Here is a 24,209-nt window from a genome sequence, read left to right on the forward strand (position 1 = left end):
GTTGCCGATGGCCTGAAGCATGGGTTTATCATATTCGTCAATGAGGATGACCACGTTGCGCCCCGTAACCGTACTGATTTTTTCTATCATATAAGAAAAACGCTCCTCGGGCGAACGTTCCTTTTTTTCGTCACCGTAGACAGCTTCCCATTTTTCGAGGTGCTGATTCAGAATTTCATTGAGCGAAGAATGGTTCTCGTATTTCTTGGTATTGAGATCGAGATGCAGGATGGGGTATTCCGTCCATTCCGTCTCCAACGTTTCCATGGCAAGTCCTTCAAACAAATCCTTCCGTCCCTGGAAATATGCCTCTAAGGTAGAGATAAGCAGGCTCTTCCCGAACCGACGGGGGCGGCTCAGGAAATAGTATTTACCGCTTTCCACAAGTCTGTAGATTAAAGCCGTCTTGTCAATGTAGAGATAATTTCCCTTACGGATTTCTTCAAAGTTCTGTATGCCTACCGGATAGTTTCTTTTCATAATGCACTCGAATTAAATGTTAATCTTCTATCAACCATCCCTCTATCCCTCGCGTCTCCTTGCTGAAGTTCACACCTACCTTAAACAGTTTCCGCGGATCGGAGGCAAAGGGCAGGGCATACTGCTTGTCGTTAATCTGTTGCAGTGCTTCTTCGGCACTGCCGTCCAACTTGAACTCCATGACATAAACGTACTTATCCGTCTTTACCACCATGTCGATGCGTCCGTTGGAAGTGTGATATTCGGCTTGCGTATAGAAGCCCAGCAGTTTGAACACAATGAAAAGCACATTCTGGTAGTGCAGTTCCAGGTCGCGTGCCAGTTCGTAAGGGCTGTCGGCAAAGAAACTCTGAAGCCGTCTGAGGAAAGCATCCGCATCGCCCTGACGCACGTCCTTGACGAAACTCATAATTTCGAACGAGGGGTTGCCTGTTTCCAAATGAGCATAGCGGGGAAGTAGGAATTTGGTAAAGCCTTCTTCTACTTCTTTATTGGGAAAGCCTAAGTAATAGACTTGAAACTCGCGATCATACCCCTTGATGGTCAGGTAACCGCTTTGATACAGGATGGGCACCGGGATGGCTCGAACGACGGGTTGCCCGTCTCTAAGTGGGCGTAGCGAGGAAGTAGGAATTTGGTAAAGCCTTCTTCTACTTCTTTATTGGGGAATCCTAAGTAATAGACTTGAAACTCGCGATCGTAACCTTTGATAGTCAGGTAACCGCTTTGATACAGGATGGGCACCGGGTTGGTGTGCATCGTATCAATGCCTCCCAACGAGTCGGCGGAAGCCATTTCTTCGGTCAGGCGGTGCAGGTCGTAACGGCTGTGCTTCAGCAGTTCGACCAAGAAAGTGGGTGTACCGGTTTCGAACCAGTAGCTTCCGAACCGCATTTTGGCAAACGTATTGAGCAGGCTGAAGGGGTTGTAGATGTCTTCGCTCTCCTCTGCAAAGTGATAGCCGTCGTACATCTTTTTCAGTTCAGCTTTGGTTTCCTCTTCGGTCAGTTTGTTCTCTTTTCCCAGTTCGATGATGTCCTCTTGGAAGTTGGTGAACAGTTCTTCTTCTGTAATGCCGCACAGACTGGCAAATCGTTCGTCGATAGAGATGTCCATCAGGTTGTTCAGGTCGCTGAACACGCTCACCTTGCTGAACTTGGTTACTCCGGTCAGTAGGGCAAACTTGATGTAGCGGTCGCAACTCTTCATCACGCCGTAGAAGGCTTTCAGCGTGTTGCGGTAGTCGGTCAGCAACGCTTCGTTGCCGATGGCCTGAAGCATGGGTTTATCGTACTCGTCGATGAGGATGACTACGTTGCGCCCCCATTTCTCTGCCGCACGGCGTATCACTCCTTCAAAACGGGTGGCAAGAGAATATTCGTATTCATTGGCTCCATACTCATCTTCCCACATTTTCAGGTTCAGGGAAAGTTTGTTTTCCAGTGTTTGGGGTGTATCGTACTTTTCTGTATTGAGATCAAGGTGTAGAATGGGGTATTCGATCCATTCCTTTTCCAGTGTTTCCATGGCAAGTCCTTCGAAAAGTTCCTTTTTCCCCTGAAAGTATGCTTCCAGTGTCGAGATAAGCAGACTCTTTCCGAATCGGCGGGGGCGGCTCAGGAAATAGTATTTACCACTTTCCACAAGTTTGAAGACCTGTGCTGTCTTGTCAATATAGAAATAATTTTCTTTACGTATTTCTTCAAAGTTCTGTATGCCTACTGGATAGTTTCTTTTCATAATGCGTCAGGGTTTACTTGCCAATGAATCAGAGATAGTATCTGTTACAAAGATAACTATTTTTATGTCATGTACAAGCGGTATTCCTATTCTTCCTTTGTTCCTTCAAAAGTTCTGCAGGATAGTAGAGAAGTTGTGACAAATATTTATTCTGAATGTGGTTCGTTGCACTTCCTATTTGGATACTTATAAACCATCTTTTTCGCTTTGCATTTCGCAGGCTTTATATTACCTTTGTAGTAAAGTCAATATTTATGGATCCTTTACACAAAAAATTGATTTGCTTTCTGCTGATATTGGGAGGAATAGCTTTGTCTGGAGGTGCATTGTATGGCTTCTGGTCGTTGTATCATGCATACAGTACTCATGAACGTGTTGTCGGAGTGATTCAGAAAACCAGTACGGAGCGGGTACATCGTCATCGGAAAGTGAGGTTTGAACATGAAATGCTGATAAAATATTCCACGGACAAGTATGGCGATTGTTACGTTTCCAAGAAATATTATTGGCCTTTCAGGCAGGTGGGCGATGAAGTAACCGTGCTCTGTCGTCCGCAATATACGAATGATGTTCGGTTGCCGGGCGATGAATGCTGGATATGGGGCATAATATTGGCTTGTGGCTTGGTCTGTGTCGGTGGTGCTTGGGTAATGCTTCGTCCGCAAAAGCCAGGTGAAGAACAGAATTGTAACTGATGGTTCTTATTAATAAATGTATATGATGAAGAAAATGCTATTAAAAGCGGCTCTTCTGCTGCTATGCCTGGCGGTGGGAGTGCCTGCCATGGCTCAGTTTAATCTGAAAAAGGCGCTAAGTGGTGCAGCGAAGGCTGCAAAAGCCATTACCTTGACCGATGAGCAGATGACGGAATATGTCAAGGAGTACATTGAGTGGATGGACGAGCATAATCAGGTTTGCCCCGATGACAATCCGTATACTCAACGGTTGAAGAAACTGACGGAAGGTTTAGGCGATGCCGACGGTATTCCTTTGAACTTCAAAGTTTACTATGTGACCGATGTGAATGCTTTTGCTTGTGCCGATGGCAGTGTACGTGTCTTTTCTTCCCTGATGGATATTATGACCGATGAAGAATTGCTGGGAGTGATTGGTCACGAGATTGGTCACGTAGCCCATCGTGATTCGAAAAGCGGATTCCGCACTGCCTTACTCACTTCGGCTTTGAAAGACGGTATTTCTTCACAGGGAGGTAAAGTGGCTGCTTTGACCGATTCGCAGTTGGGTGATTTGAGCGAAGCGTTGGTCAACGCTACTTATTCGCAGAAGCAGGAGCGTGAAGCCGATGATTATGGTTATGAATTTCTGAAGAAGTCGGGCAAGAATCCGTGGTCGATGGCTTTGTCGTTTCGCAAGCTGAAGTCGTTGCAGGAAGAAGCCGGTGCACAGAAAACCAGTAAATTGAATCAATTGTTCTCTACTCATCCCGATCTTGACGAACGTATCAAGCGTATGGAAGAGCGTGCAACAAGCGAAGGTATCGAAAAACCTGCCGATGCGCAATAAGAGCTAAGCATACTTCGTAAAGAACTATAATAATAGAAAAATGGCACACAGACCGCTGGTCAGCGTTATCTGTGTGCCATTTTTTCGACTTAAAGCAGTTTCTGTGCTCTTTCCAGTGCTACGTTGATGTTCGGACAGATGTTTTCTTCACCAAGCAGTTCGTAGAATCCGGATTTTTCGAGCACCTTGTGTACCTTTTCGTTGACACCCGAGAGGACAATCGTTATCTTTTCCTTTTGTGACATGCGGCACAGGTTTTCCAGGTTGTGAATACCGGTTGAGTCAATGAACGGTACTTTACGCATTCGTATGACACGTACTTTGGGACGGTCGCCCATTTGTGCCATCATTTCCTCGAATTTAGTAGCAATGCCGAAGAAGTAAGGACCGTTGATTTCGTATACTTCTACTCCCTTGGGAATGATGAGATGCTCTTCATGAGTTGTAATATCCAATTCTTTGTTCGGATCGATTTCGTCCTTGATGACAGATATTTCCGTTGTTTCCATAACTCGGCGCATGAACAGTACACAGGCAATCACCAGACCGATTTCGATAGCTACGGTCAGGTCGAAGATGACTGTCAGGAAGAAAGTGATAAGCAGTACCGTCACGTCCGACTTGGGATTGCGCAGCAGTGCCTTGAATGTACGCCAGCCACTCATGTTGTACGATACGACTACCAGCACACCGGCCAGACATCCCATCGGAATGTATTGTGCCAGCGGCATCAGTAGCAACAGGATGAGCAGCAGCACTACAGCATGTACAATACCGGCAACAGGAGATTTACCGCCATTATTGATATTGGCCATTGTACGGGCAATGGCACCCGTTGCAGGAATACCTCCGAAAAGCGGAGTTACGATATTGGCAGCTCCCTGAGCTATAAGTTCCGTATTCGAGTCGTGTTTATCGCCAATCATACCGTCAGCTACTGTAGCTGAAAGCAGCGATTCGATGGCACCCAGTACGGCGATGGTTACTGCTACAGGGAACAGATTCTTCACAGCTTCCCAGTCCAGGGCAGGGATGGCAGCGTCAGGCAGTTCGGCACGGATGCTGAAGCGGTCGCCGATGGTATCAATGCAGTCGATGCCGCCGTACATTTTCATCAACCATACGGCTACAGTCACCACGATAATGGCAATCAGCGAACCAGGAATCTTTTTCGAGAACTTGGGTGTCAGCGCAATGATGGCGATACTGGCGATGCTGACCAATGTATTCCACCAGTTCACCGTGTCGAAGTGGCGGAAGTAAACCATCCACTTGCCAATGAAGTCGCCCGGCACCTTGTCGTCGCCGAATTGCAGACCGAATACGTCGGCTACCTGCGTGGTGAAGATAGTGACGGCGATACCGCTCGTGAAGCCCACAACGATGGGATAAGGAATAAATTTGATAACAGCTCCCAGCTTGAATGCACCCAATAACACCAGGATGACACCTGCCATCAGTGTAGCTACGATGAGGCCTGCTTCGCCGTATTGTTGGATAATGCCGTAAATAATCACAATGAATGCTCCCGTCGGTCCGCCTATCTGTACCTTGCTTCCGCCCAGCAACGAGATGATGAATCCGGCAATGATGGCTGTTACAATACCTTTTTCGGGTGATACGCCCGATGCGATACCAAAAGCAATGGCCAGCGGCAAGGCCACAATTCCTACAATGATACCGGCCATAAGGTCGGCCATGAACATTTCTTTAGAGTAATTTTTAAGAGCCGTGTAGAGTTTCGGCTTGAATTCGAACGCTTTCATTTTTCTGATTTGTAGAACTTTGTTTACCTATTGATGTTTGTTGTCATTTTGAAAAGAGGTTGCAAATTTAGGTAAAATAGACTAAAAACTTGCTAATGTGATATGCTTTTTTGCTGAAAACCCCTCAGTTCTTGTCGAATTGGGAGTAATTGGCCTGAAAAAAGTCGTTTTTGTGCTATTAAAAGTAAGTATTGGCTGATATATCTTCTATGATAATTGCCGTTCTTTGTATAAAGCCTTGTTGGGGATTGACAGAAGTCAGCAAACAGGTCGGAAATGTAGCATTTTAATCAAAACTTTGCAAATCTGTTGATCTTAGATTTGTATAATTAATGAATTACTAATGAAAAGAAGATTTATTTTAGCAAACGGTGTCCCTTTGTTATTTTTACTTGCTACAACAGCAAGTGCCGGCGACACAGATAAAGCCAAACAATTGGCATATTGGAGTTTCGAGAAAGTACAGCATCTGTCGGGTGATTCTGTTTCGCCTTCCGTGGTCGGGCAGCCGCTTACGTCGGATAAAGGAAAACCGGCCGAGCCGCAGCCTTACGTTTACGACGAAACCGGTAACAGTAATCTGATTCAGTGTAACGATTACATGCCTTCGCCAAATCTTTTTTCCGACGATGTGCCGGTTACCTCCATTGAAGGGCGTCCCAATACCCGTTCTCTTTTGTTGAAAGGACGCGAGTATGTAGTTCCTTTCAATCGTTCGTTACCGTTCTACGACATACAGCAGGCATGGAACATCAGTTTCAGTCTGAAGTGCAACCATCTGGGTACCGAGCAGGTTTATCTGTGTAAGGAAGGTACCAAAGGTTCCATTTATGCCGATATATCCATTGGCTTCGACCCGATGGAGCAACGCTTTTTCGTCCAGGTGGCCGATGTCGATGGTCATCCGCAACGTCTTGCCGCAGGCAGTCATGTAGAAGGCGGGCGATGGTACGATGTCTATGCCCGTGCCCGATACAATGAAAAGAAGAACGAAACAGTCTTGGAGTTTGGTGTCCGTCTTTCCGGAGGACAGAAGTATAGTGTTTCCACTCTTAAATATAAAGGCTTGGCTGTACGTCACAATGCCGGTATGTGGGTCATCGGACGTGGTTATCCGGGTGGGTTCCCCAACAGTCTTTCCGTACTCGACGGAGCTATTGACGAAGTTTCCATCTGTGGAGAAGAGAAACCGTTTAAGCCGGGACAGAATCCCTTGTTCCGCGATTCGTTTACGGGCGATCCGGCAGTCACCATCATTGGCGATAAAGCCTATGCTTATGTCGGAGCCGACAGAGCCGGTGCAGGTGGATGGTTCAACATGCCCGAATGGCTTTGCTACTCCTCTTCCGACATGAAGAACTGGACGGCACATGGTCCCGTATTGCGTGCTGCCGACTTCCCCGGTGCAAGTCCTTACGGAGCATGGGCTGCACAAGTGGTCGAGAAAGATGGCAAATACTACTATTATGTTACTCTGGACCGGAAAGACAATGGACAGCACATGATTTCCGTAGCCGTCAGTGATTCGCCTACGGGCCCCTTCAAGCCGGCTCGTAAGGATGGTACTCCGCTGATTACTGACGACATGACACCTGACTCGCACCGTCCCAATGCCGATATCGATCCGACTGTTTTGATCGACGATGACGGAACTCCCTGGATGGCATGGGGCAATGGCGACTGCTACATGGTGAAGCTGAAGAAGAATATGATCGAACTTGACGGTCCCGTCAAGAAAGTACCTTTCCGTAACTTTGCCGAAGGTCCTTGGTTGTTCAAGCGTGGTAACCTATATTATAATGTATATGCTGCCGATGCTCCCGGTGTACAGCCCGAGCAGATCTGTTATGCTACTGCCGAGAACATCGAAGGTCCGTGGACGTTCCGTGGCTACATTACCGGCCCGGCCAATCACGGTTTTACCATTCATCCTTCTGTTGTCGAGTTCAAGGGACAGTGGTATTTCTTCTACCACGACGGTTCTTATCCGCTGGACGGCACTCCGGGTGGTGACTGTCGCCGTCATGTGTGCGTAGAATATCTCTACTTCAATCCCGACGGCACCATTCAGCCCATTAAGCTGACTACCGAAGGTATCAGCGTAAAGCCTGCCCGGAAGTAATTCTGATAAATGCAACAGTCAAGTCCGCTTTTTAAAATGAAGTCAAGTAATAAAATTCTGTTATTGCTGTTATCGGCCCTGATGGCCGGTAATCTTAGCGCAAAGGGCATAGGGGACGATAAGTCCCGTGCCCTTTCGTTTCCGGTTGAAGATGTTGTGTTGCAACCCTCCTGGGTGCAGCAGCGCGAATCGTTGAACATCGCTTGGATGAAGTCGCTCGATGCCGACCGTCTGCTCCACAACTTCAGAGTCAATGCCGGGCTTCCTTCGTCGGCCGAACCGCTTGGCGGGTGGGAAGCACCGTACATCGGATTGCGCGGACATTTTGTAGGTCACTATCTGTCGGCGGCCTCTTCGGTGGTACGGAAGTATGGCGATTCGTTCCTGCACGACCGCCTCGACTACATGGTTGCCGAACTTGCCAAGTGCCAGTCGGCGTTAGGTGATGGTTACCTGTCCGCTTTTCCTGCCACTGACTTCGATGTGCTCGAAAAAGTTTTTGGTGGCGTATGGGCACCTTATTATACTTATCATAAAATCATGCAAGGTCTGCTCGATGTCTATCGCAACACCGGCAACCGACAGGCTTACGACATCTTGCTCGGGATGGCCGACTACGTAGACCGTCGCATGAGCCGGCTCGACGAGGCCACCATCTCCAAGATGCTCTACACTGTTCAGGCCAATCCTTCGAACGAGGCGGGTGCCATGAACGAAGTCCTTTACGAGCTTTATGCCATCTCGCACGACGAGAAGCACCTGAAGCTTGCCCGTATCTTCGACCGCGACTGGTTCCTCCGTCCCCTTGCTGCCAACGAAGACATTCTTTCCGGCTTGCACGCCAATACCCACCTCGTGCTGGTGAACGGCTTTGCCGAAGGTTACGACCGGACCGGCAATCCGCTGTACTACGATGCGGTGTCCAACTTCTGGGAGATGCTTCTCTCGGCCCATGCCTATGTCAACGGTTCGAGTAGTGGTCCGCGTCCCAATGCCACTACGCCCACTTCGCTCACTTCCGAACACTGGGGACTGCCGGGGCATCTGGGCAATACGCTCACCCGCGAGATAGCCGAAAGCTGTGTTTCGCACAACACCCAAAAGCTTACGGCACACCTGTTTACCTGGACCCGCAACCCGAAGTATGCTGATGCCTACATGAATACTTTCTACAATGCCGTGATGGCTCTTCAGAACCATGAGACCGGAGCCTGTGTCTATCATTTGCCTTTGGGCTCGCCGCGGCAGAAGAAGTACCTCGACAGTCAGGCCGACTTCAAGTGCTGCAACGGTTCCAGCATCGAAGCCTTTTCGCTGCTGAACAACAACATCTACTTCCATAGTGGTGATACGCTTTGGGTCAATCAGTATATTCCTACCTTGCTCAACTGGAAGGACCGTCGTGTCAGTCTGACCCAGACTGGCGACCTGCTTCGTGACCACAAGGCAGGCATCACGTTGTCCATGAAGAAGTCATCCAAGTTGGTTCTCCGCCTGTTCATTCCTTCCTGGAGCAAGCAGACAGCCATTTTCGTCAATGGTGAGCGAGCAGGTACGGGTACTCCCGGTTCCTTCTTCACCCTTCAGCGCAAGTGGAGCGACGGCGACCGCATCGAAATCCGTTTCGATTTCGGTTTCCGCATCGAGCCTATGCCCGACGACGACCGTACGATTGCCGTCTTCTACGGCCCCATGCTGCTGGCATTCCAGTCGCCCGATGAAATCTGGCTGAAAGGTTCGGCGTCCGACGTAGTTTCGGGGCTGAAAGTAACTGATGCGCAGAATCTCGTCTTTTCGCTCGACGACGGTGGCACCACGTATCGCCTGAAGCCTTTGTTTGAAGTTACCGACGAACCCTACAGCGTATATGTCCGGACCCGTAAACTGACGGAGTAAATGCCTCAAGAAGGGTGTATAAAAACTAAAAGTGACTGACATCTTGTTATTTTTAGGCACGGATTACGCGGAAAAACGCAGAGAAAGAAGAATAATCATCCGCGAAAATCTGTGTAATCCGTGCCTAAAAGGAAAGCAGTTCCTTAACTTAATATAGTATCTGGAGGGTGTGTCAAAACAGAAGTATCTGAAACTCTCCTCCTTCCCGAAGGAGGGGAGCCAGATACCATCACTTGGTTTTGACACAACCTCTTCAGATGATACATTTTTTTAGGAGTTAAAGCCGAGAGAATGAATATGAATAATGAAGAATTTCTGCAACTCATTAACCATTATCCATTAACCATTAACCATTACCATAAGTTCCATGATCAAGAAAACCTTATTTTTACTTTCTGCCCTGTGGATATTCCTGTCCGCAGCACAGGCACAGACCACCGCACCTGCTCCCTGCGGTCCGCTGCCTAACGAAAATCAGTTGCGTTGGCACGAAATGGAGTTCTATGCTTTCATCTACTTTGCCATCAACACCTTCACCGACCAGGAGTGGGGCGACGGTGGCAACACACCTCAGATGTTCAATCCCACCAATCTTGACTGCCGCCAGTGGGCACGTGTTTGCAAGGAAGCCGGCATGAAAGGCATCATCCTCACCGCCAAGCATCACGACGGTTTTTGCCTTTGGCCGACGAAGTACACCGAATATTCCGTCAAGAACTCGCCGTGGAAAGACGGCAAAGGCGACCTGGTTCGCGAACTTTCCGATGCCTGCAAGGAGTACGGGCTGAAGTTCGGTATCTACCTTTCGCCGTGGGACCGCAACCGTGCCGACTACGGCCAGCCCAGCTACATCACCTATTTCCGCAACCAGCTGAAGGAACTTCTCACCCAGTATGGTGATATTTTTGAAGTCTGGTTCGACGGTGCCAACGGTGGCTGGGGCTATTACGGCGGTGCACGCGAAAACCGCAACATCGACCGCTCCACCTATTACGATTGGGACAATACCATCAGCCTTATCCGCGAACTGCAACCGCAGGCCATCATCTGGAACGAGTGCGGTCCCGACATCCGCTGGTGTGGCAATGAAGGCGGTTCGGTGGGCGAGACCAACTGGAGTCTCTACAACTACAAGCAGTTTGTTCCCGGCGAACCCGACTTCAAACAGCTTCGCGTAGGTATCGAGGACGGCAAGCAGTGGATTCCTTCCGAAGTGAACGTTTCCATCCGTCCGGGCTGGTTCTACCACAAGTACGAGGATGCCAAGGTGAAGAAACTGCCTCAACTGCTCGACATCTTCTATAACTCCATCGGTCGTAACGGTACATGGCTGCTCAATTTCCCTATTGATAAGGAAGGCCGCATTCATGCCAACGACGAGCGTGCCGTGCTCGAACTGCGCAAGGCGCTCGACGAAGCCTTTGCCGACGATCTGGCCCGCAAAGCCAAAGCCGAAGCTGGCAACGTGCGCGGTGGCAGCAAAAAGTATGCTGCTTCCAAAGCCATCGACGGCAAGAAAGACACCTACTGGGCCACCGACGACGGCGTTACACAGTCCGACATCACCTTTACGTTTAAGAAACCTACTACGCTGAACCGCGTTCTGTTGCAAGAGTACATCCGTCTGGGACAGCGCGTCAAGTCATTCAAGGTCGAAGCCAACGTCGACGGACAGTGGCGCGAACTGGCCCGCGAGACCACCATCGGCTACAAACGCATCCTGCGCCTGCCCACTGTTACGGCTACGCAAGTCCGCATCTCCATCCTCGACGCCAAGGCATGTCCGCTCATCTCGAACATCGGCATCTACAATGCACCGCAGGTACTCACCGAACCGCAGATTGTCCGCCATCCCAATGGTGAAGTTATCATCCGTCCCGCCGACGGCGAGTCAGCAGTGTTCTATACCCTCGACGGCACCGATCCCACTACCCAGTCGCTCCGTTACACCGGTCCGTTCATGGCCGACGGCGTTGTCACCGTCAGTGCCGTTTCGGTCGATATGGCTACCGGCAAACAGAGTACAGTGAGCCGCGAAGAGTTCGGCGTGTCACACACGAAGTGGAAAGTGATAGCTGCCGATGCGAACGCCGCCCGTGTGATCGATGGTGAAGCCTGGCCCGGATGGCACCAGCGTGGCATGATGCCTGCCGACCTGGTTATCGACCTTGGTGAATCCCTCGAAATCAAAGGCTTCAGATACCTGCCCGACCAGAGCGACTATTTCCCGTCGGGCATCATCACCTTCTACGAGTTCTATGTTTCCGACAACGGCAGTGAGTGGAAGCTGGTCAGCGAAGGCGAGTTCTCCAACATCCGCAACAATCCTTCGTGGCAGATGAAAGAGTTTGCTCCCGTCAAGACCCGTTTCGTCAAGCTCCGTGCCTTGAACAATACGCAGGGCGATAAAGTGGCGGGTTATTCCGAATTCGACGTACTGATTTCCAAGTAATTCCGGGAGGCATTTCTTCGACACTTGTACGGCTCGTGAGCCACGCTTGCATTCCATTTGTGGGACGCTTGCACGGCTCGCGAGCCGTACTTGCATTACAGACGGGGTATTCAGGCAATACTCGTAGAGGGTACGGACAAAACTTACCAGCCCATCATCAATGTTGCCAGGCTGAAGTAGGTAGTTACGTCCGCCAAGTGGCACTTTGAGAACGAAAAGTGAAACATTCGAAATGAAGAATGGGTGAAAGATAGATACGCGGACAGCACAGATAGGACAGATTTACACGGATAAAAAGTAGAAAGAGGAAAATTGGGTTCACGCTTTCACCAGGAAACTTTCATTCTGGTATACAGCAAGATATGGTGAAAGATAACGTTTCACGCTGATTCAATTAAAAATCCGCGTTTCATCCGCTCATTCTGTGTTGTCCGTGTATCCATCTTTCATCGCAACCTACTCACTATCATCTGCTTACGGTGAAACTTTACCTCTAAACGCTTGGTTTCACCACAGATTGCGCCGATTTCACAGATTGCCTCCACTTATTCCTCTGTGTTTCTCTGTGCCCTCTGTGGTGAATCGTCTTCTTTTTTGTTGTGTCCGGTTGGCCTCAAAAGTTGTTTTTCCCTTATGAAATCAGGGATAAATGTGGGTAAAGTGTCCTTTTTACCCTTAAAAAGTACTTTTACCCCTATCGAAAGTATTTTTACCCCTATTCATTTGGTATAACATTATTTAATTTTGCATCGAAGAAACCATAATAATGTTAACCATTTAAAAATTACATTATGAGAATTAACGCTATCTTATTTTGTGTTTCCGTTCTTTTTTCACTAATGATAACCTCATGTAATGGAAAGGAGGAAATTGAGAAGTGGCCTGAAAAGGGCAACTATTACGATCCAAGCAAGCCGATTGCGATGGAATCGATGTCTCCCAATTGGGGGCGAATTAATAACAATTTTGTGATTACCGGTAATTTCCCGCTCGATTTGAGTAAAATCAAGGTCTTTTTTGGTGGCGTAGAAGCGGTATTGGTCAACTGCGACGGACGCGACCTGTATGGATTGGTGCCCAAGCAACCGGCGGGAGTGAAAGAAATCACTATGGAAGTAGACGGACAGACTTATACATTGGACAATTTTACGTTCAAGTATTATCTGACTGAATCAGTAACTACCGTAGTCGGTAAGTTTGGTGAAGTTGACCCGCACGTGACAGGTACGCTTGATGAGGCCCGTCTGAACAGTACATCCCATTTGGCAGCTGTGGCCGGACAGGATGGCGACAACCTGATTGTATCCTGCGGTGGTTGGGCCGACAAAATCTATCTGGTGTCGTTCGACGACAATATGATGGTTCAGCTTACCGGTATCGGTTACATGGGTAGTGTGGCTACCAACAATTCGCGCGACGGAGTTGCGATTGTTGCCCGTGGTGATGGACAGATTTACACCGCTAAACGTAGCGACGGATGGACGTTGAATGCTACCGGTATTACTTATCCGTTCGCCGGAGGTAACAATCAGGGTAACATGAGCTTTGCCGAAGACGACCGTTATGTTTACGTCATGGGTGCCGATGGCTTGCATCAGATTGACCTGGAAAACAAGGTGACTGAAATGATGTTCAATGTCAATCAGTTCCCCGCCGAATTTGCAGGTATCAACACATCACAATGGAGATATTACCTTACTTATAGCAAATATGACAAGGCTTTCTTCTGTTCTTATCCTGACAACAATGCTATTTTCAAATATTGGCAGGAAACGGATGGCAGCTGGAAAGTAGAGCGTTATGCAGGTTTCAAGGCCTCTTGGGAAGGCAACAACGTGACGGGCGACCGTCTGAACGACGCTGTGCTGAAGAATCCGTGTGGTATGTGTGTCAACAGCAAAGGCGAACTTTATGTAGTTCTGCAAGGTGCGCACTGCATTGTGAAGATTGTAGGCCGTGAGGTTTCTCTCGTAGCCGGTCATCCTAACCAGAGTGGTAGAGTGAACGGTACACCTACCGAGGCTTACTTCGACAATCCGCTCTGTATTGCTCTCGACGGTGAGGAAAACTTCTTTATTGGTGAAGACAATACAGGTGTAATACGTAAGATGACCATTGAATAACAAGCTTACACTACACCCGGGTTGAACACAAACTTATTATCAACATAACAATTAGTCAAAATGAAAATAAAACATATCATCATGTTCCTGGTAGCGTTGATCGCTTCGTATGGCGCGCTACATGCACAGGGGACCCTTTCAGCCTCCGGTACGGTGATGGACGAAAAGGGAGAGTTATTAATCGGTGTGACTATTTCGGTAAAGGAAAATCCTTCACTGGGTGCCATCACCGATGTGGACGGACACTTTAAATTAGGTGGTATCAAGAGTGGGCAAACGCTGCAAATCTCTTACATCGGTTACGAGACACAGACATTCAAAATAACAAAAAATATGAGCCAGATGCGGGTAGCGCTGAAAGAAAGCTCTACCATGGTGGACGAAGTCGTGATTACTTCTTCCGGTAAGGTACAGAAGAAGATCAACGTGACAGGTGCCGTCACCGGTGTCGAGGTGGCCCAACTGAAGGCGCCGGCAACTTCTGTCAGCAACATGCTGGGTGGCCGTGTGCCGGGTATCATCTCTGTCAACCGTAGTGGTGAGCCGGGTAACGACTTCTCCGAATTCTGGGTACGTGGTATCAGTACTTTCGGTGCCAGTTCCGGTGCCTTGGTGTTGATTGACGGTATCGAAGGCAACCTGAATACCCTCGACCCCGAGGACATCGAAAGCTTCTCTATCCTGAAGGATGCTTCCTCGACGGCTGTTTACGGTATCCGTGGTGCCAACGGTGTGGTATTGGTAACTACCAAGAAAGGTAAAGCCGGTAAGCTGGATATTAACGTCAAAATGAATGCCGGTTTGTCTTATTCTCCGCGTATGCCGGAGTATGTAGACGCCGCTACCTATGCCGAACTGGCCAACGAAGCTTCTGTTACTCGTGGTGGTTCTCCTATCTATTCCGATGTCGACTTAGCTTTGTTCCGGAGCCACATGGACCCCGACTTGCATCCCGACGTTAACTGGCGTGACGTTATTCTGAAAGACTATACCTGGAACCAGCAGTACTTCCTCAGTGCTTCGGGTGGTGGACAGGTGGCTCGTTACTATGTCAGTGCCGGTTTTACGACCAAGGACGCTCTGTTTAAACAAGACAAAGGATTGAACCAATATGATACAAACGTGAAGTATAACAAATTCAACTTCCGTGCCAATGTCGATGTGAACATTACCCCGACAACTACCCTCTCGCTGAACGAAGAAACCTATATTATTACGCAGAACTATCCGGGTTATGGTAACAACAGTTCACTGTTGTGGGAAGCCCAAGCCAACTTGACGCCGGTTACCGTACCTTTGATGTACACTACCGGTCAGGCACCTGGTTACGGTACTAATAAGAATACCATCAGTCCCTATGTATTGTTGAATATGACTGGTTACCAGAAATATTACTCTAACAATAACAAGATTACGATGACCTTGACTCAGGATTTAAAAGCCATTACACCAGGATTGTCTGTAACGGGATTGTTTAATTTCGATGGTAGTAGTGATATGACGCAAACTCGTGGAAAGCAGCCTGCTATTTATTATGCCAATGGACGTAATCGTGATGGATCGCTCAATTTGGAAAAAATTTCCGAAGCTGTTGAACCTTATTTTTCAGTAGGTACAAGTGCCTCTCGTAAGTATTACTTTGAGTTTAAAGTCAATTACGACCGCGTATTCAATAAGGTCCACCGTGTTGGCGCTCTTGTTAACGCTTATTGGCAGGATGAAATTTATTCTTGGTGGAATCAGCTGCTTAATGCCATCCCCAAGCGCTACAACAGTTATGCCAGCCGTTTCTCTTATTCGTACAACGATATTTATATGGCTGAATTTAATATGGGTTATACCGGTTCCGAGGCCTTCGAAAAAGGCAAGAAATTCGGATGGTTCCCTGCCGTATCGTTAGGTTGGTCGCCCACGCAGTATCAATGGTATCAAGATCGTAACTTCTTTGTCAATTATTTCAAGATCAGAGCTTCGTATGGTATCGTAGGTAACGATAGACTGTCAGATTCTTCTGTACGTTTCCCGTACCTGACATTGGTAGGAACAGGTGGTTCCGGTGTTTGGAACAATGGTTCCGGTTTGATTGAGACTCAGGTCGGTTCGAGCAACCTGCGTTGGGAGAAATCCAAGAAGTATAACTTGGGTATCGATATGCGTTTCTTCCACGAACGTTTCGACATGACGATCGATTTCTTTAAGGATTACCGTTCAGGTATTTATCAGCGTCGTGCAAGTGTGCCCGATGAAGTCGGTCTGCCTTCATTGCCTTGGGCCAATGTGGGCGAGATGAAGAGCTGGGGTGCCGATGGTCACATCTCTTATACCCAGCCGTTGGGAGACAACGACAAGTATTTGGTTGTACGTGCCAATTATACCCAGTCCATGAACGAAATTACCAATTTTGAGGAAGCCATCCAGCGTTATCCATATCAGACACAGGTCGGTTATCAGAGTGGTATCAATCGCGGTCTGATTGCTTTGGGACTTTTCAAGGATCAGGCGGACATCGACAACAGCCCAATCCAACAGTTCGGTACTTATATGCCGGGTGACATCAAGTATAAGGATGTGAACGGTGATGGTTATGTGAACGGTGAAGATGCTGTGCCTCTGAAGTATTCGTATGTACCGCAGATCCAGTACGGTTTTGCTACAGAATTCAACTGGAAGAATTTTAATCTCAGTGTTCTGTTCGAGGGTGTCAGCCGTGTTTCATATTTCCGTGGTGGCAATATGTATCAACCGTTCTCCGGTAGTAAAACTGGTAATGTGATTACTGCAGTTGCCGACCCTGCCAATCGTTGGATTTCCCGTGAAATCTCCGGTACGGCTGCAACCGAGAATCCGAATGCCATGTTCCCGCGTCTGTATTATGGCGGTAGCGGTAATAACAGTCAGAATTCTACGTTCTGGTTGGCCGACGGTTCTTACTTGCGTTTGAAGAACGTGCAAATCTCTTATTCGCTGAAGAACCGGTTCTTCTCGAAACTTGGTTTGCAAAAGGCTACTATTAGTCTGATAGGTGAAAACTTGGCTGTATGGTCGCCTGAAAAGATTCTCGATCCGTCTCAGGCAGGTGCTAATGGTACAGCTTACCCTATCCAGCGAATTTATACATTACAATTGAATCTCAACTTCTAAACATAGAAACAGAGCATTATGGTAAATCTTACTATCTATAAGAAAAAGTTTTGGCAGGTGGGCAAAGCTGCTTCCCTGGTTGCCTTTGCAGCTGCCAGCATGATGATGGGTTCTTGCGAGAACTACCTCGATATCGAGCAGTATGTCTACGACCAGACCACCCTCGACTCCATTTTCCTTTCGCGCGAAAGAACCGAACAATATATTAACGGTGCGGCATCCTTGTTGCCCGATGAATCTCCTCAGACGGGTAGTGAGTGGGGATATACGCCACCTCTTCCATCCGGTTTGGGCTCAGATGAAGCAATCATTTCTTTTGTATTGCCGGGTAATGCCATCCTTTATGATGAGGTAACCGAGTCTGATTGCAAATTTAATCCTTGGTCTACATGTTACCAGGGAATTCGTAGGGCAAACATTGTTCTGCAGAATATTGACCGTAATGAAGAGCTGAGCGAAATGGAAATGCGCGACTTTAGAGGTCGTGCCTATTTCCTGCGTGCTTACTTCTATTTCTATCTGATGCGTCTTTACGGTCCGGTAGTCATTGTACCTGACATTCCGATCGACACCGATGCCGAGGGTAGCGAAACTTCATTCCCGCGCTCAACGTACGATGAATGTGTAGCGAAAGTTTGTGCCGACCTGGATATGGCCATTGAATACTTGTCCGACAGCCGTATCGAGTCGTTGCAATACATTCCTACCCGTGGTGCGGCTATGGCGCTGAAAGCCCGTGTGCAGTTGTATGCTGCCAGTCCGCTGTTCAACGGCAATACCTATTATTCCGATTGGCAGACCGAGGAGGGTGAACACTTCATCTCTCAGGAAGTAGACAACAGCAAGTGGGGTAAGGCCGCTGCTTCATTCAAGCGTGTAATTGATACGAACAAATATGCTCTGCATACCGTAGACAAGATTGTGAATACGTTGGGTACAGGTACTTTGGAACTACCCAGCACGGTGTCTGATGCCAATTTCCCCGACGGTGCCGGCGATATTGATCCCTACAAGTCGTACAAGACCTTGTTCGATGGTACTTATCAACCTTATCAGGTGAAAGAATACATTTTGTATTATCCTAATCTTGTTTCAAGCAGCGGTTGGGGAAATGGTGATTATCGTTTGGTAATGCCTTCTAAGTTGGGTGGTAATGCTACTTTCAGTGTAACGTTGGATATGATTGACGAGTACCGTATGGCTGATGGTCGTTCCTTCAGCGAAGCGACTGATGCTGAAAAGTCTGGCAACCCCATTGGACAGGGTCTGACGTTCTCGTCCGATTATCAGGTGTCTGAGCAGTGTGCCCACCGCGACTGGAACCGCGAACCGCGTTTCTATGCTACTATTGGCTTCAATGCTTGTGTATGGCCCACTACTTCGCATCGCGATGCAGGTGCCGGAACTCGTAACTATGTGTGCGATTACTACAGCGGCGGTTCGGCTTCCGACCTGAATAACAGCGACTATCATAACCGTACAGGCTATACTTGCCGTAAATATGTGCATCAGGATGACTGTATTTTCTGGAACGGTTCGGTTAAGGCCAAGACTTTCCCAGTGATCCGTTATGCTGAAGTGTTACTGGGTTACGTGGAAGCAATGAACGAAATGGATGGTTCGTACACCGACGAGGCTACCGGTATCACCGTATCGCGCAACGTGGACGAAATGGTGAAATACTTCAACATGATCCGTTACCGTGCCGGACAGCCGGGCATTACGGCTGCCGATGCCCAAGATCGTGACAACATGCGCAAGATCATCAAGCACGAGTACCAGATAGAGTTTGCCTTCGAGGGACACCGCTACTGGGATCTGCGCCGTTGGAAGGACGCTAACGATGCTTACAACAAGCCGGTAAGAGGCCTCGACGTCAGCGCAACCTCGGCTCAGCGCACTCAGTTCTATACCGAGCGTGTATGGAGCACCGAGAAGACCATGAACCGCGTCTTCAACAACAAAATGTACCTGTGGCCTTTGGAGAGAAACGTGCTGCAAAGAAACGGTAAGTTAGTACAGAATCCGGGTTGGTAATTAACAATATTAATAGTGTGACAAATTCAGATAATTAGATATGAAAAAATTGGCTTTTTTATCGGCTGTGCTGTTAGCAGCAAGCATGGTCGGATGCGACAATAGAATACCTTTGGAGGAAGAACAATATCCGAGATCGGTATATTTGGTGGGTGCCGGTGAAACGATGATCAACCGCGACCTGAACATCGGTTACGATGTTGACACCATTTATGCGTCGGTGGCGGTGAGCGGTTCGCTTTCCACACCGAGCGATGTGGTAGCTACCATTGTTGAATCGCCCGAGAGCGTAGATGCCTATAACAACAAGGAACTGGGTTCCGACGATATCCATTACCGCAATCCGGGGGCAGGAATTTATTCCTTCCCTCAGGAGAACGTAGTAGTGAAGAAAGGGGAGGTATATGGTACCTATCCCATTCTGATCGATCCATCTACCTTGCACATTGACTCGCTCTACATGATTGCCCTGAAGTTGGAATCGGTTTCGCAGTTTGCCAAGTCTGAGGAAGATACTGTGGTGAAGATTCGTCTGAATCTGATGAACAAGTATTCCGGACTGTACTACATGGACGGTGTCATCAAGCCCTTGGACAATCTGAAGGACTCTACCATCTACAAGACCAACCGTAATGCACAGGCTGTGATTGATGGAAACACGGTACGTGTTTATCACCAGAAAAATGAGTGGTCGAAGGGTGCTACGGATTATCGTCCGGGTTATTGCTTCAACATCACGGTGAACGAGGACAATTCGTTGACTCTGAAACCGTGGGATAAGTTCGACCTGATAGAAGGTGGTGGTACGTACTACGAAGATATGGAAGTGTACGACCTGTGGTATAAGTTCAGAGACGAAGGCCGGGAATGGATAACCCGTGGTTTCCTCTACAAAGACCGTCAGGGTGACGATGAGTTGCGCGAGATTACCGACTGGATGGAAGAGCATCGCGTATACGATAATTGATTGATATAGGAGACAGGTATTAGTTATTATATTCTTTATTACCCTTTTTTTAAGATGAAGACAATCGTATCTGCATTATTTCTGGTATTTGTGTTTGTGACGAATGTAAGTGCCTGGCAAATAGTGCCGGATACGATTGTTCGTCTTTTCGAAAAGGAGCTGTCCCACTTTCCGCAGGAGAAGATGAGCATACATACCGATCGGGGTGTGTATCTGGCTGGTGAGCGGGTGTGGTTCAGAGTGCATGTAGTGGATGCGCTGACAATGGTGCAGGCCAATGCAAGCCGTTACGTTTATGTAGAACTGACAGCTCCTACGGGGAGCCTGATAAAACGCATCAAGATACGGCCCGATGACAAAGGAAGTTTCGGCGGCTATCTGGACATTGATGAGGAGCAACCGGAGGGATATTACACCATCAGGGCCTATACACAGTTTATGCGGAACATCGGTGAAGATTATTTTGCGCACAAGTCGGTGTTTATCTCGACACCCGCTTCGCAGGAACTGAAGCCTCACGTAGTGATTACGGAGCATGGGAAAGACCTGAAAACCCGTATTTATTTTTCTAGTGAGATAGACAACACAGACACAATCGTACCACAGCAAGTACTCGTTTTTGCCGATGGTGACCCGGATGGAAAGGGGGATCATCTGAAATTCAGAAACGGAGTGGCTGAATATACATTCAAAGAAAAAGAAGTCAATACATCCCGAACATATCTGTTACAGACCATTTACAATAATAAGATAGCCGAACGTTATCTGTCGTTGCCTTTCGATGATAGCGATTTCAGTGTGACATTCTTCCCGGAAGGAGGAACGGCCGTTCTTTCTTCTCCATCCAAAATCGCCTTCAAGGCCATTGGTACCGACGGACTGTCGGTGGACGTGGAAGGCGAGGTGAAAGACGAGGAAGGGAATGTGTGCACTACTTTCCGCAGTACACACTTGGGAATGGGTAGTTTTACACTGAACTGTATGCCCGGTAAGCGGTATGTTGCCTATTGCAAGACCCGTGAAGGGGTAGAGAAGCAGTTTGAACTGCCTGCCGCTTCGGAGCAGGCCATTGCCGTCAATACACTGTGGCGCAACGACGTGTTGCGTGTCAGCCTGAACCGTTTGCCTCTCAATGCAAATCGGCAGGACCTGACGCTGGTGGCTCAGTTGCGCGGGCCGGTGCTTTATGCCCACAGTTGCGCGGGCTGGTGCTTTATGCCCAGCCGTGGGACAACAGTCGCAGCTACATCGACTTTGAAAGAGATTTTTTCCCGGCAGGCATTGTACACTTTATCCTGATAGACGAGAATCGAAACATTCTGAGCGAACGTCTGGTGTTTTCGCGGCAGGACAATGCAGTGGCAGCCGTAACACTGAATCCTGATCAACTCGGTTATACTCCGCGCCAGAAGGTGGCACTTGACCTGACCTTGAAAGATGTGTATGGTAATCCGTTGGAAGGTAACTTTTCGATGTCGGTAGTGGACAAGGCGGACGTACAACCTGACACAACGTCGAACATCGTTTCTACATTGCTGCTGACTTCAGAGCTGAAAGGCTATATCGAACAACCTGCCTGCTACTTGAAGAAAGACAGGAAAACCGAATACAACCTGGACTTGCTGATGATGACGCAGGGATGGCGCCGATACAATGTACCGGAAATCCTGAAAGGACATACGACGGAAACACTTCCCTATCCGGTGGAACTGGGCGACGTGGTGACCGGAAAAGCAGAAGGATACTTCTCGGCTTTGAAGGATGCCAATATATCGTTGATTGCCCTGAACGATTCGGTGATAGGAACGGAGGTAACCAAGCCGAATGAGGAAGGAACGTTCCGTTTTGACCGGCTGGAATATCCTGAAAATACAAAATACATTATACAGGCTTTGAAGAAAAAGGGATCGCGTAACCTGTTTATCACGCTGGATTCGTGCAGGGCATTTCCGCAGCCTGACCTGAAGTTTCTGGTTCCGCGTCAGAAATTGGAAGTGGAGCACAACTATGTGCAGAAGATGGATATGAAGTATACCCTTGAGAATGGCATGCGGGTCTATAACCTGTCGGAAGTACTGATTACCGCCCGAAGAAAACCGGAAGTGGCAACCACTTCGCCTTACTATTCTGTTTCGACTTCGAAGGTTCTTACGGCGGAGGACGTCAAGAAAGGAAATTTTATTTCGGTGCTCGACATGGTACGTCGGTTGCCCGGACTGACGGTGAGTGGTACTGATGAGGTGAAGTATAGGGGAGGGACTCCGATGGTGCTGCTTGATAACATTCCCGAAGAGAATTTTGACTTCGACAGGTTGGATGTAGACAATGTCTCGGACATGTTCTTTTCGCCTCCTGCTACCGTAGGTCCCGTTTTCGGGGCACGTGCCCAGGCAGGAGCCATTGTCATTACGACCAAGAAAGGGTTTGTCGAGAAGAATAGGTTGAACAAGAACATGGGGATTGTGACGCCGCTGGGTTATCAGCAGGAGGTAGAGTTCTACTCGCCGGTGTATGATACGAAGGAGAAGCTGGAGTCGCGTTCGCGTGATTTGCGTTCGACCATCTATTGGAATCCGTCGGTAGTGGCTGATGCTGAAGGCAGGGCACATGTGGAATTTTATGCGGCCGATTCGCCCGTCGACTACCGGGTGGTAGTGGAAGGTGTGTGCAAGAACGGTATGATTATCTCTTCCAGTTCGTCGATGCTTCCTGAGTAACTGTTAAACCTTGACAACAGCATACGGATATTATATTCCCCAGTTAGGAAATGGAAGTTCCCTAACTGGGGAATTGTTTTTTCCTAACTAGGAAATTACTTTTTCCTAACTGGGAAAAAAATAGTATACTGGAGACGTGTGTCTTTCCTGATTTAACGAGACGCTTTTTTATTTTATAAACTATAATAGTAGACATTTTGTCTTTGATATTGTTCCGTTGACTTCAGTATCAGTGCATATCGATTGCGTGCATTCTGAAGTCTTGCGGAGTGATACCGGTCTCCCTTTTGAATATGCTGATGAAGTGTGAACAGTCGTCGTATCCCAGCTCTGCAGCCACATCTCTGATGGATATGTCCTTGATAGTAAGCATTTGCTGTGCTCTTTCTATTTTCCGCTGTATGATGTAATGGGTTGGAAGGGTTTTCATTTTCTCCTTGAACAGGCGGGTGAAATAGCCTTTGCACAGACAGGCTTCTTTAGCAAGGTCTTCGACACTGATCTTCTTGTCCAGGTTCTTCTGTATCATGATCAGCGTCTTTTTGATGCGGTTGTCGATATCGTCCTCTTTGGGCTTGGCTTCCTTCATAAATTTGGCGATGAGCTGGAACAGGATGCCCCTTGATTCCAGTTTCAGAGTAATATCCCGCTGTTCGTTGCGTGTGATATATTCGGATAAAGTCAGGTCGTTGTCGTATGATCTGGGATCGGATTTGGGTAATGCCATGGAAGGATTCAGTTCGCATAACCGTTTTACCAGTTCCAGGTCGATGGATTCTCCTTTAATTTCGACGGGAAAATTGTAGTCGTCCATGAAACTTGACTCAAATTCCAGTTTCTCGTATATATGTATATAATAATGTTCGAAATGTTCCTCGCAGCTATAGCTGTGCAGGGTAAATGACGGAATCATGTACATGTGGTCTGGTTTGAGCTGATACTCTCCGGAAGGCAGAATGATTTTGGCATGTCCTTTGGTTACATAATAGATTCGTGTGAAAGGACTGGTGACATTTTGCCAGTTCCAGTCGGCATTGTGAATGGCCAATCCGACGTTGAGCGTCAATGGATGGAAAATATCAATCTTTTTCATGGTATAAATTATTGGTTTAAGTGATATCACAAAATTAAGGGTTTGGAGGTTGTTTGCCTCATAATAGTGTAACAAAAACCTTTGACTACGTAACATCATGGCAAAAAAAAATAATATACTGTTAATGGAAGTAAAAACGTGGCCTTTAAAT

At 47.9% G+C, this 24,209-nt stretch carries 14 protein-coding genes and 1 pseudogene; 11 read left to right on the forward strand and 4 right to left on the reverse strand.

Features of this window, described 5'->3' with window-relative positions:
* Both QVP67_RS14755 and QVP67_RS14765 read right to left on the reverse strand, forming a co-directional pair.
* A partial coding sequence (locus QVP67_RS14755) for an AAA family ATPase (protein WP_288180282.1) occupies positions 1-480 on the reverse strand: 480 nt, incomplete at its 3' end.
* A 19-nt stretch (positions 481-499) separates the two neighbouring features.
* A pseudogene (locus QVP67_RS14765) lies at positions 500-2,220 on the reverse strand (ATP-binding protein).
* A 254-nt stretch (positions 2,221-2,474) separates the two neighbouring features.
* Here QVP67_RS14765 and QVP67_RS14770 point away from each other — a divergent pair.
* On the forward strand, positions 2,475-2,915 hold the full coding sequence (locus QVP67_RS14770; protein WP_022164319.1) for a DUF3592 domain-containing protein: 441 nt from the start codon (positions 2,475-2,477) through the stop codon (positions 2,913-2,915).
* 25 nt (positions 2,916-2,940) lie between these two features.
* A complete protein-coding gene (locus QVP67_RS14775; RefSeq protein WP_022164320.1) occupies positions 2,941-3,744 on the forward strand; it encodes a M48 family metallopeptidase in 804 nt (267 codons plus the stop codon).
* Between the two features lie 89 nt (positions 3,745-3,833).
* Here the strand turns inward: QVP67_RS14775 and QVP67_RS14780 are convergent, their stop codons facing one another.
* Positions 3,834-5,510 carry a SulP family inorganic anion transporter gene (locus QVP67_RS14780; protein WP_022164321.1) on the reverse strand — a complete coding sequence of 559 codons (1,677 nt, stop codon included), beginning with the start codon at positions 5,508-5,510 and terminating at the stop codon, positions 3,834-3,836.
* Between the two features lie 343 nt (positions 5,511-5,853).
* Here QVP67_RS14780 and QVP67_RS14785 point away from each other — a divergent pair, with 343 nt between their 5' ends.
* The 9 genes from QVP67_RS14785 (at position 5,854) to QVP67_RS14825 (ending at position 22,965) form a co-directional block, all read left to right on the forward strand.
* Positions 5,854-7,632 carry a glycoside hydrolase family 43 protein gene (locus QVP67_RS14785; protein ID WP_022164322.1) on the forward strand — a complete coding sequence of 593 codons (1,779 nt, stop codon included), beginning with the start codon at positions 5,854-5,856 and terminating at the stop codon, positions 7,630-7,632.
* 36 nt (positions 7,633-7,668) lie between these two features.
* Entirely contained in the window at positions 7,669-9,528 is a 1,860-nt protein-coding gene (locus QVP67_RS14790) for a glycoside hydrolase family 127 protein (protein WP_022164323.1), read from the forward strand.
* Positions 9,529-9,895: 367 nt separating this feature from the next.
* Positions 9,896-11,980, forward strand: a complete 2,085-nt coding sequence (locus QVP67_RS14795) for an alpha-L-fucosidase (protein WP_022164324.1) — start codon at positions 9,896-9,898, stop codon at positions 11,978-11,980.
* An 839-nt stretch (positions 11,981-12,819) separates the two neighbouring features.
* A complete protein-coding gene (locus QVP67_RS14800; protein WP_288180283.1) occupies positions 12,820-14,103 on the forward strand; it encodes an IPT/TIG domain-containing protein in 1,284 nt (427 codons plus the stop codon).
* Positions 14,104-14,163: 60 nt separating this feature from the next.
* Complete coding sequence (locus tag QVP67_RS14805; protein ID WP_288180284.1) at positions 14,164-17,244, forward strand: SusC/RagA family TonB-linked outer membrane protein; 3,081 nt, start codon at positions 14,164-14,166, stop codon at positions 17,242-17,244.
* 18 nt (positions 17,245-17,262) lie between these two features.
* Positions 17,263-19,281, forward strand: coding sequence for a RagB/SusD family nutrient uptake outer membrane protein (locus tag QVP67_RS14810; RefSeq protein WP_022164327.1), 2,019 nt, complete (start codon positions 17,263-17,265; stop codon positions 19,279-19,281).
* 40 nt (positions 19,282-19,321) lie between these two features.
* Positions 19,322-20,248, forward strand: a complete 927-nt coding sequence (locus QVP67_RS14815; RefSeq protein ID WP_022164328.1) for a BT_3044 domain-containing protein — start codon at positions 19,322-19,324, stop codon at positions 20,246-20,248.
* 54 nt (positions 20,249-20,302) lie between these two features.
* Entirely contained in the window at positions 20,303-21,547 is a 1,245-nt protein-coding gene (locus QVP67_RS14820) for an MG2 domain-containing protein (RefSeq protein WP_022164329.1), read from the forward strand.
* A complete protein-coding gene (locus QVP67_RS14825) occupies positions 21,457-22,965 on the forward strand; it encodes a TonB-dependent receptor (RefSeq protein WP_288180285.1) in 1,509 nt (502 codons plus the stop codon). Before QVP67_RS14820 ends, QVP67_RS14825 begins: the two co-directional genes overlap by 91 nt.
* Before the next feature lie 229 nt (positions 22,966-23,194).
* On the opposite strand, the gene QVP67_RS14830 is transcribed toward QVP67_RS14825, so the two are convergent.
* Complete coding sequence (locus tag QVP67_RS14830; RefSeq protein WP_022164331.1) at positions 23,195-24,058, reverse strand: helix-turn-helix domain-containing protein; 864 nt, start codon at positions 24,056-24,058, stop codon at positions 23,195-23,197.
* Between the last annotated feature and the right edge of the window lie 151 nt (positions 24,059-24,209).

The sequence above is a fragment of the Bacteroides sp. CAG:633 genome (genome assembly GCF_000435115.1).
Lineage (GTDB): Bacteria > Bacteroidota > Bacteroidia > Bacteroidales > Bacteroidaceae > Bacteroides > Bacteroides ndongoniae.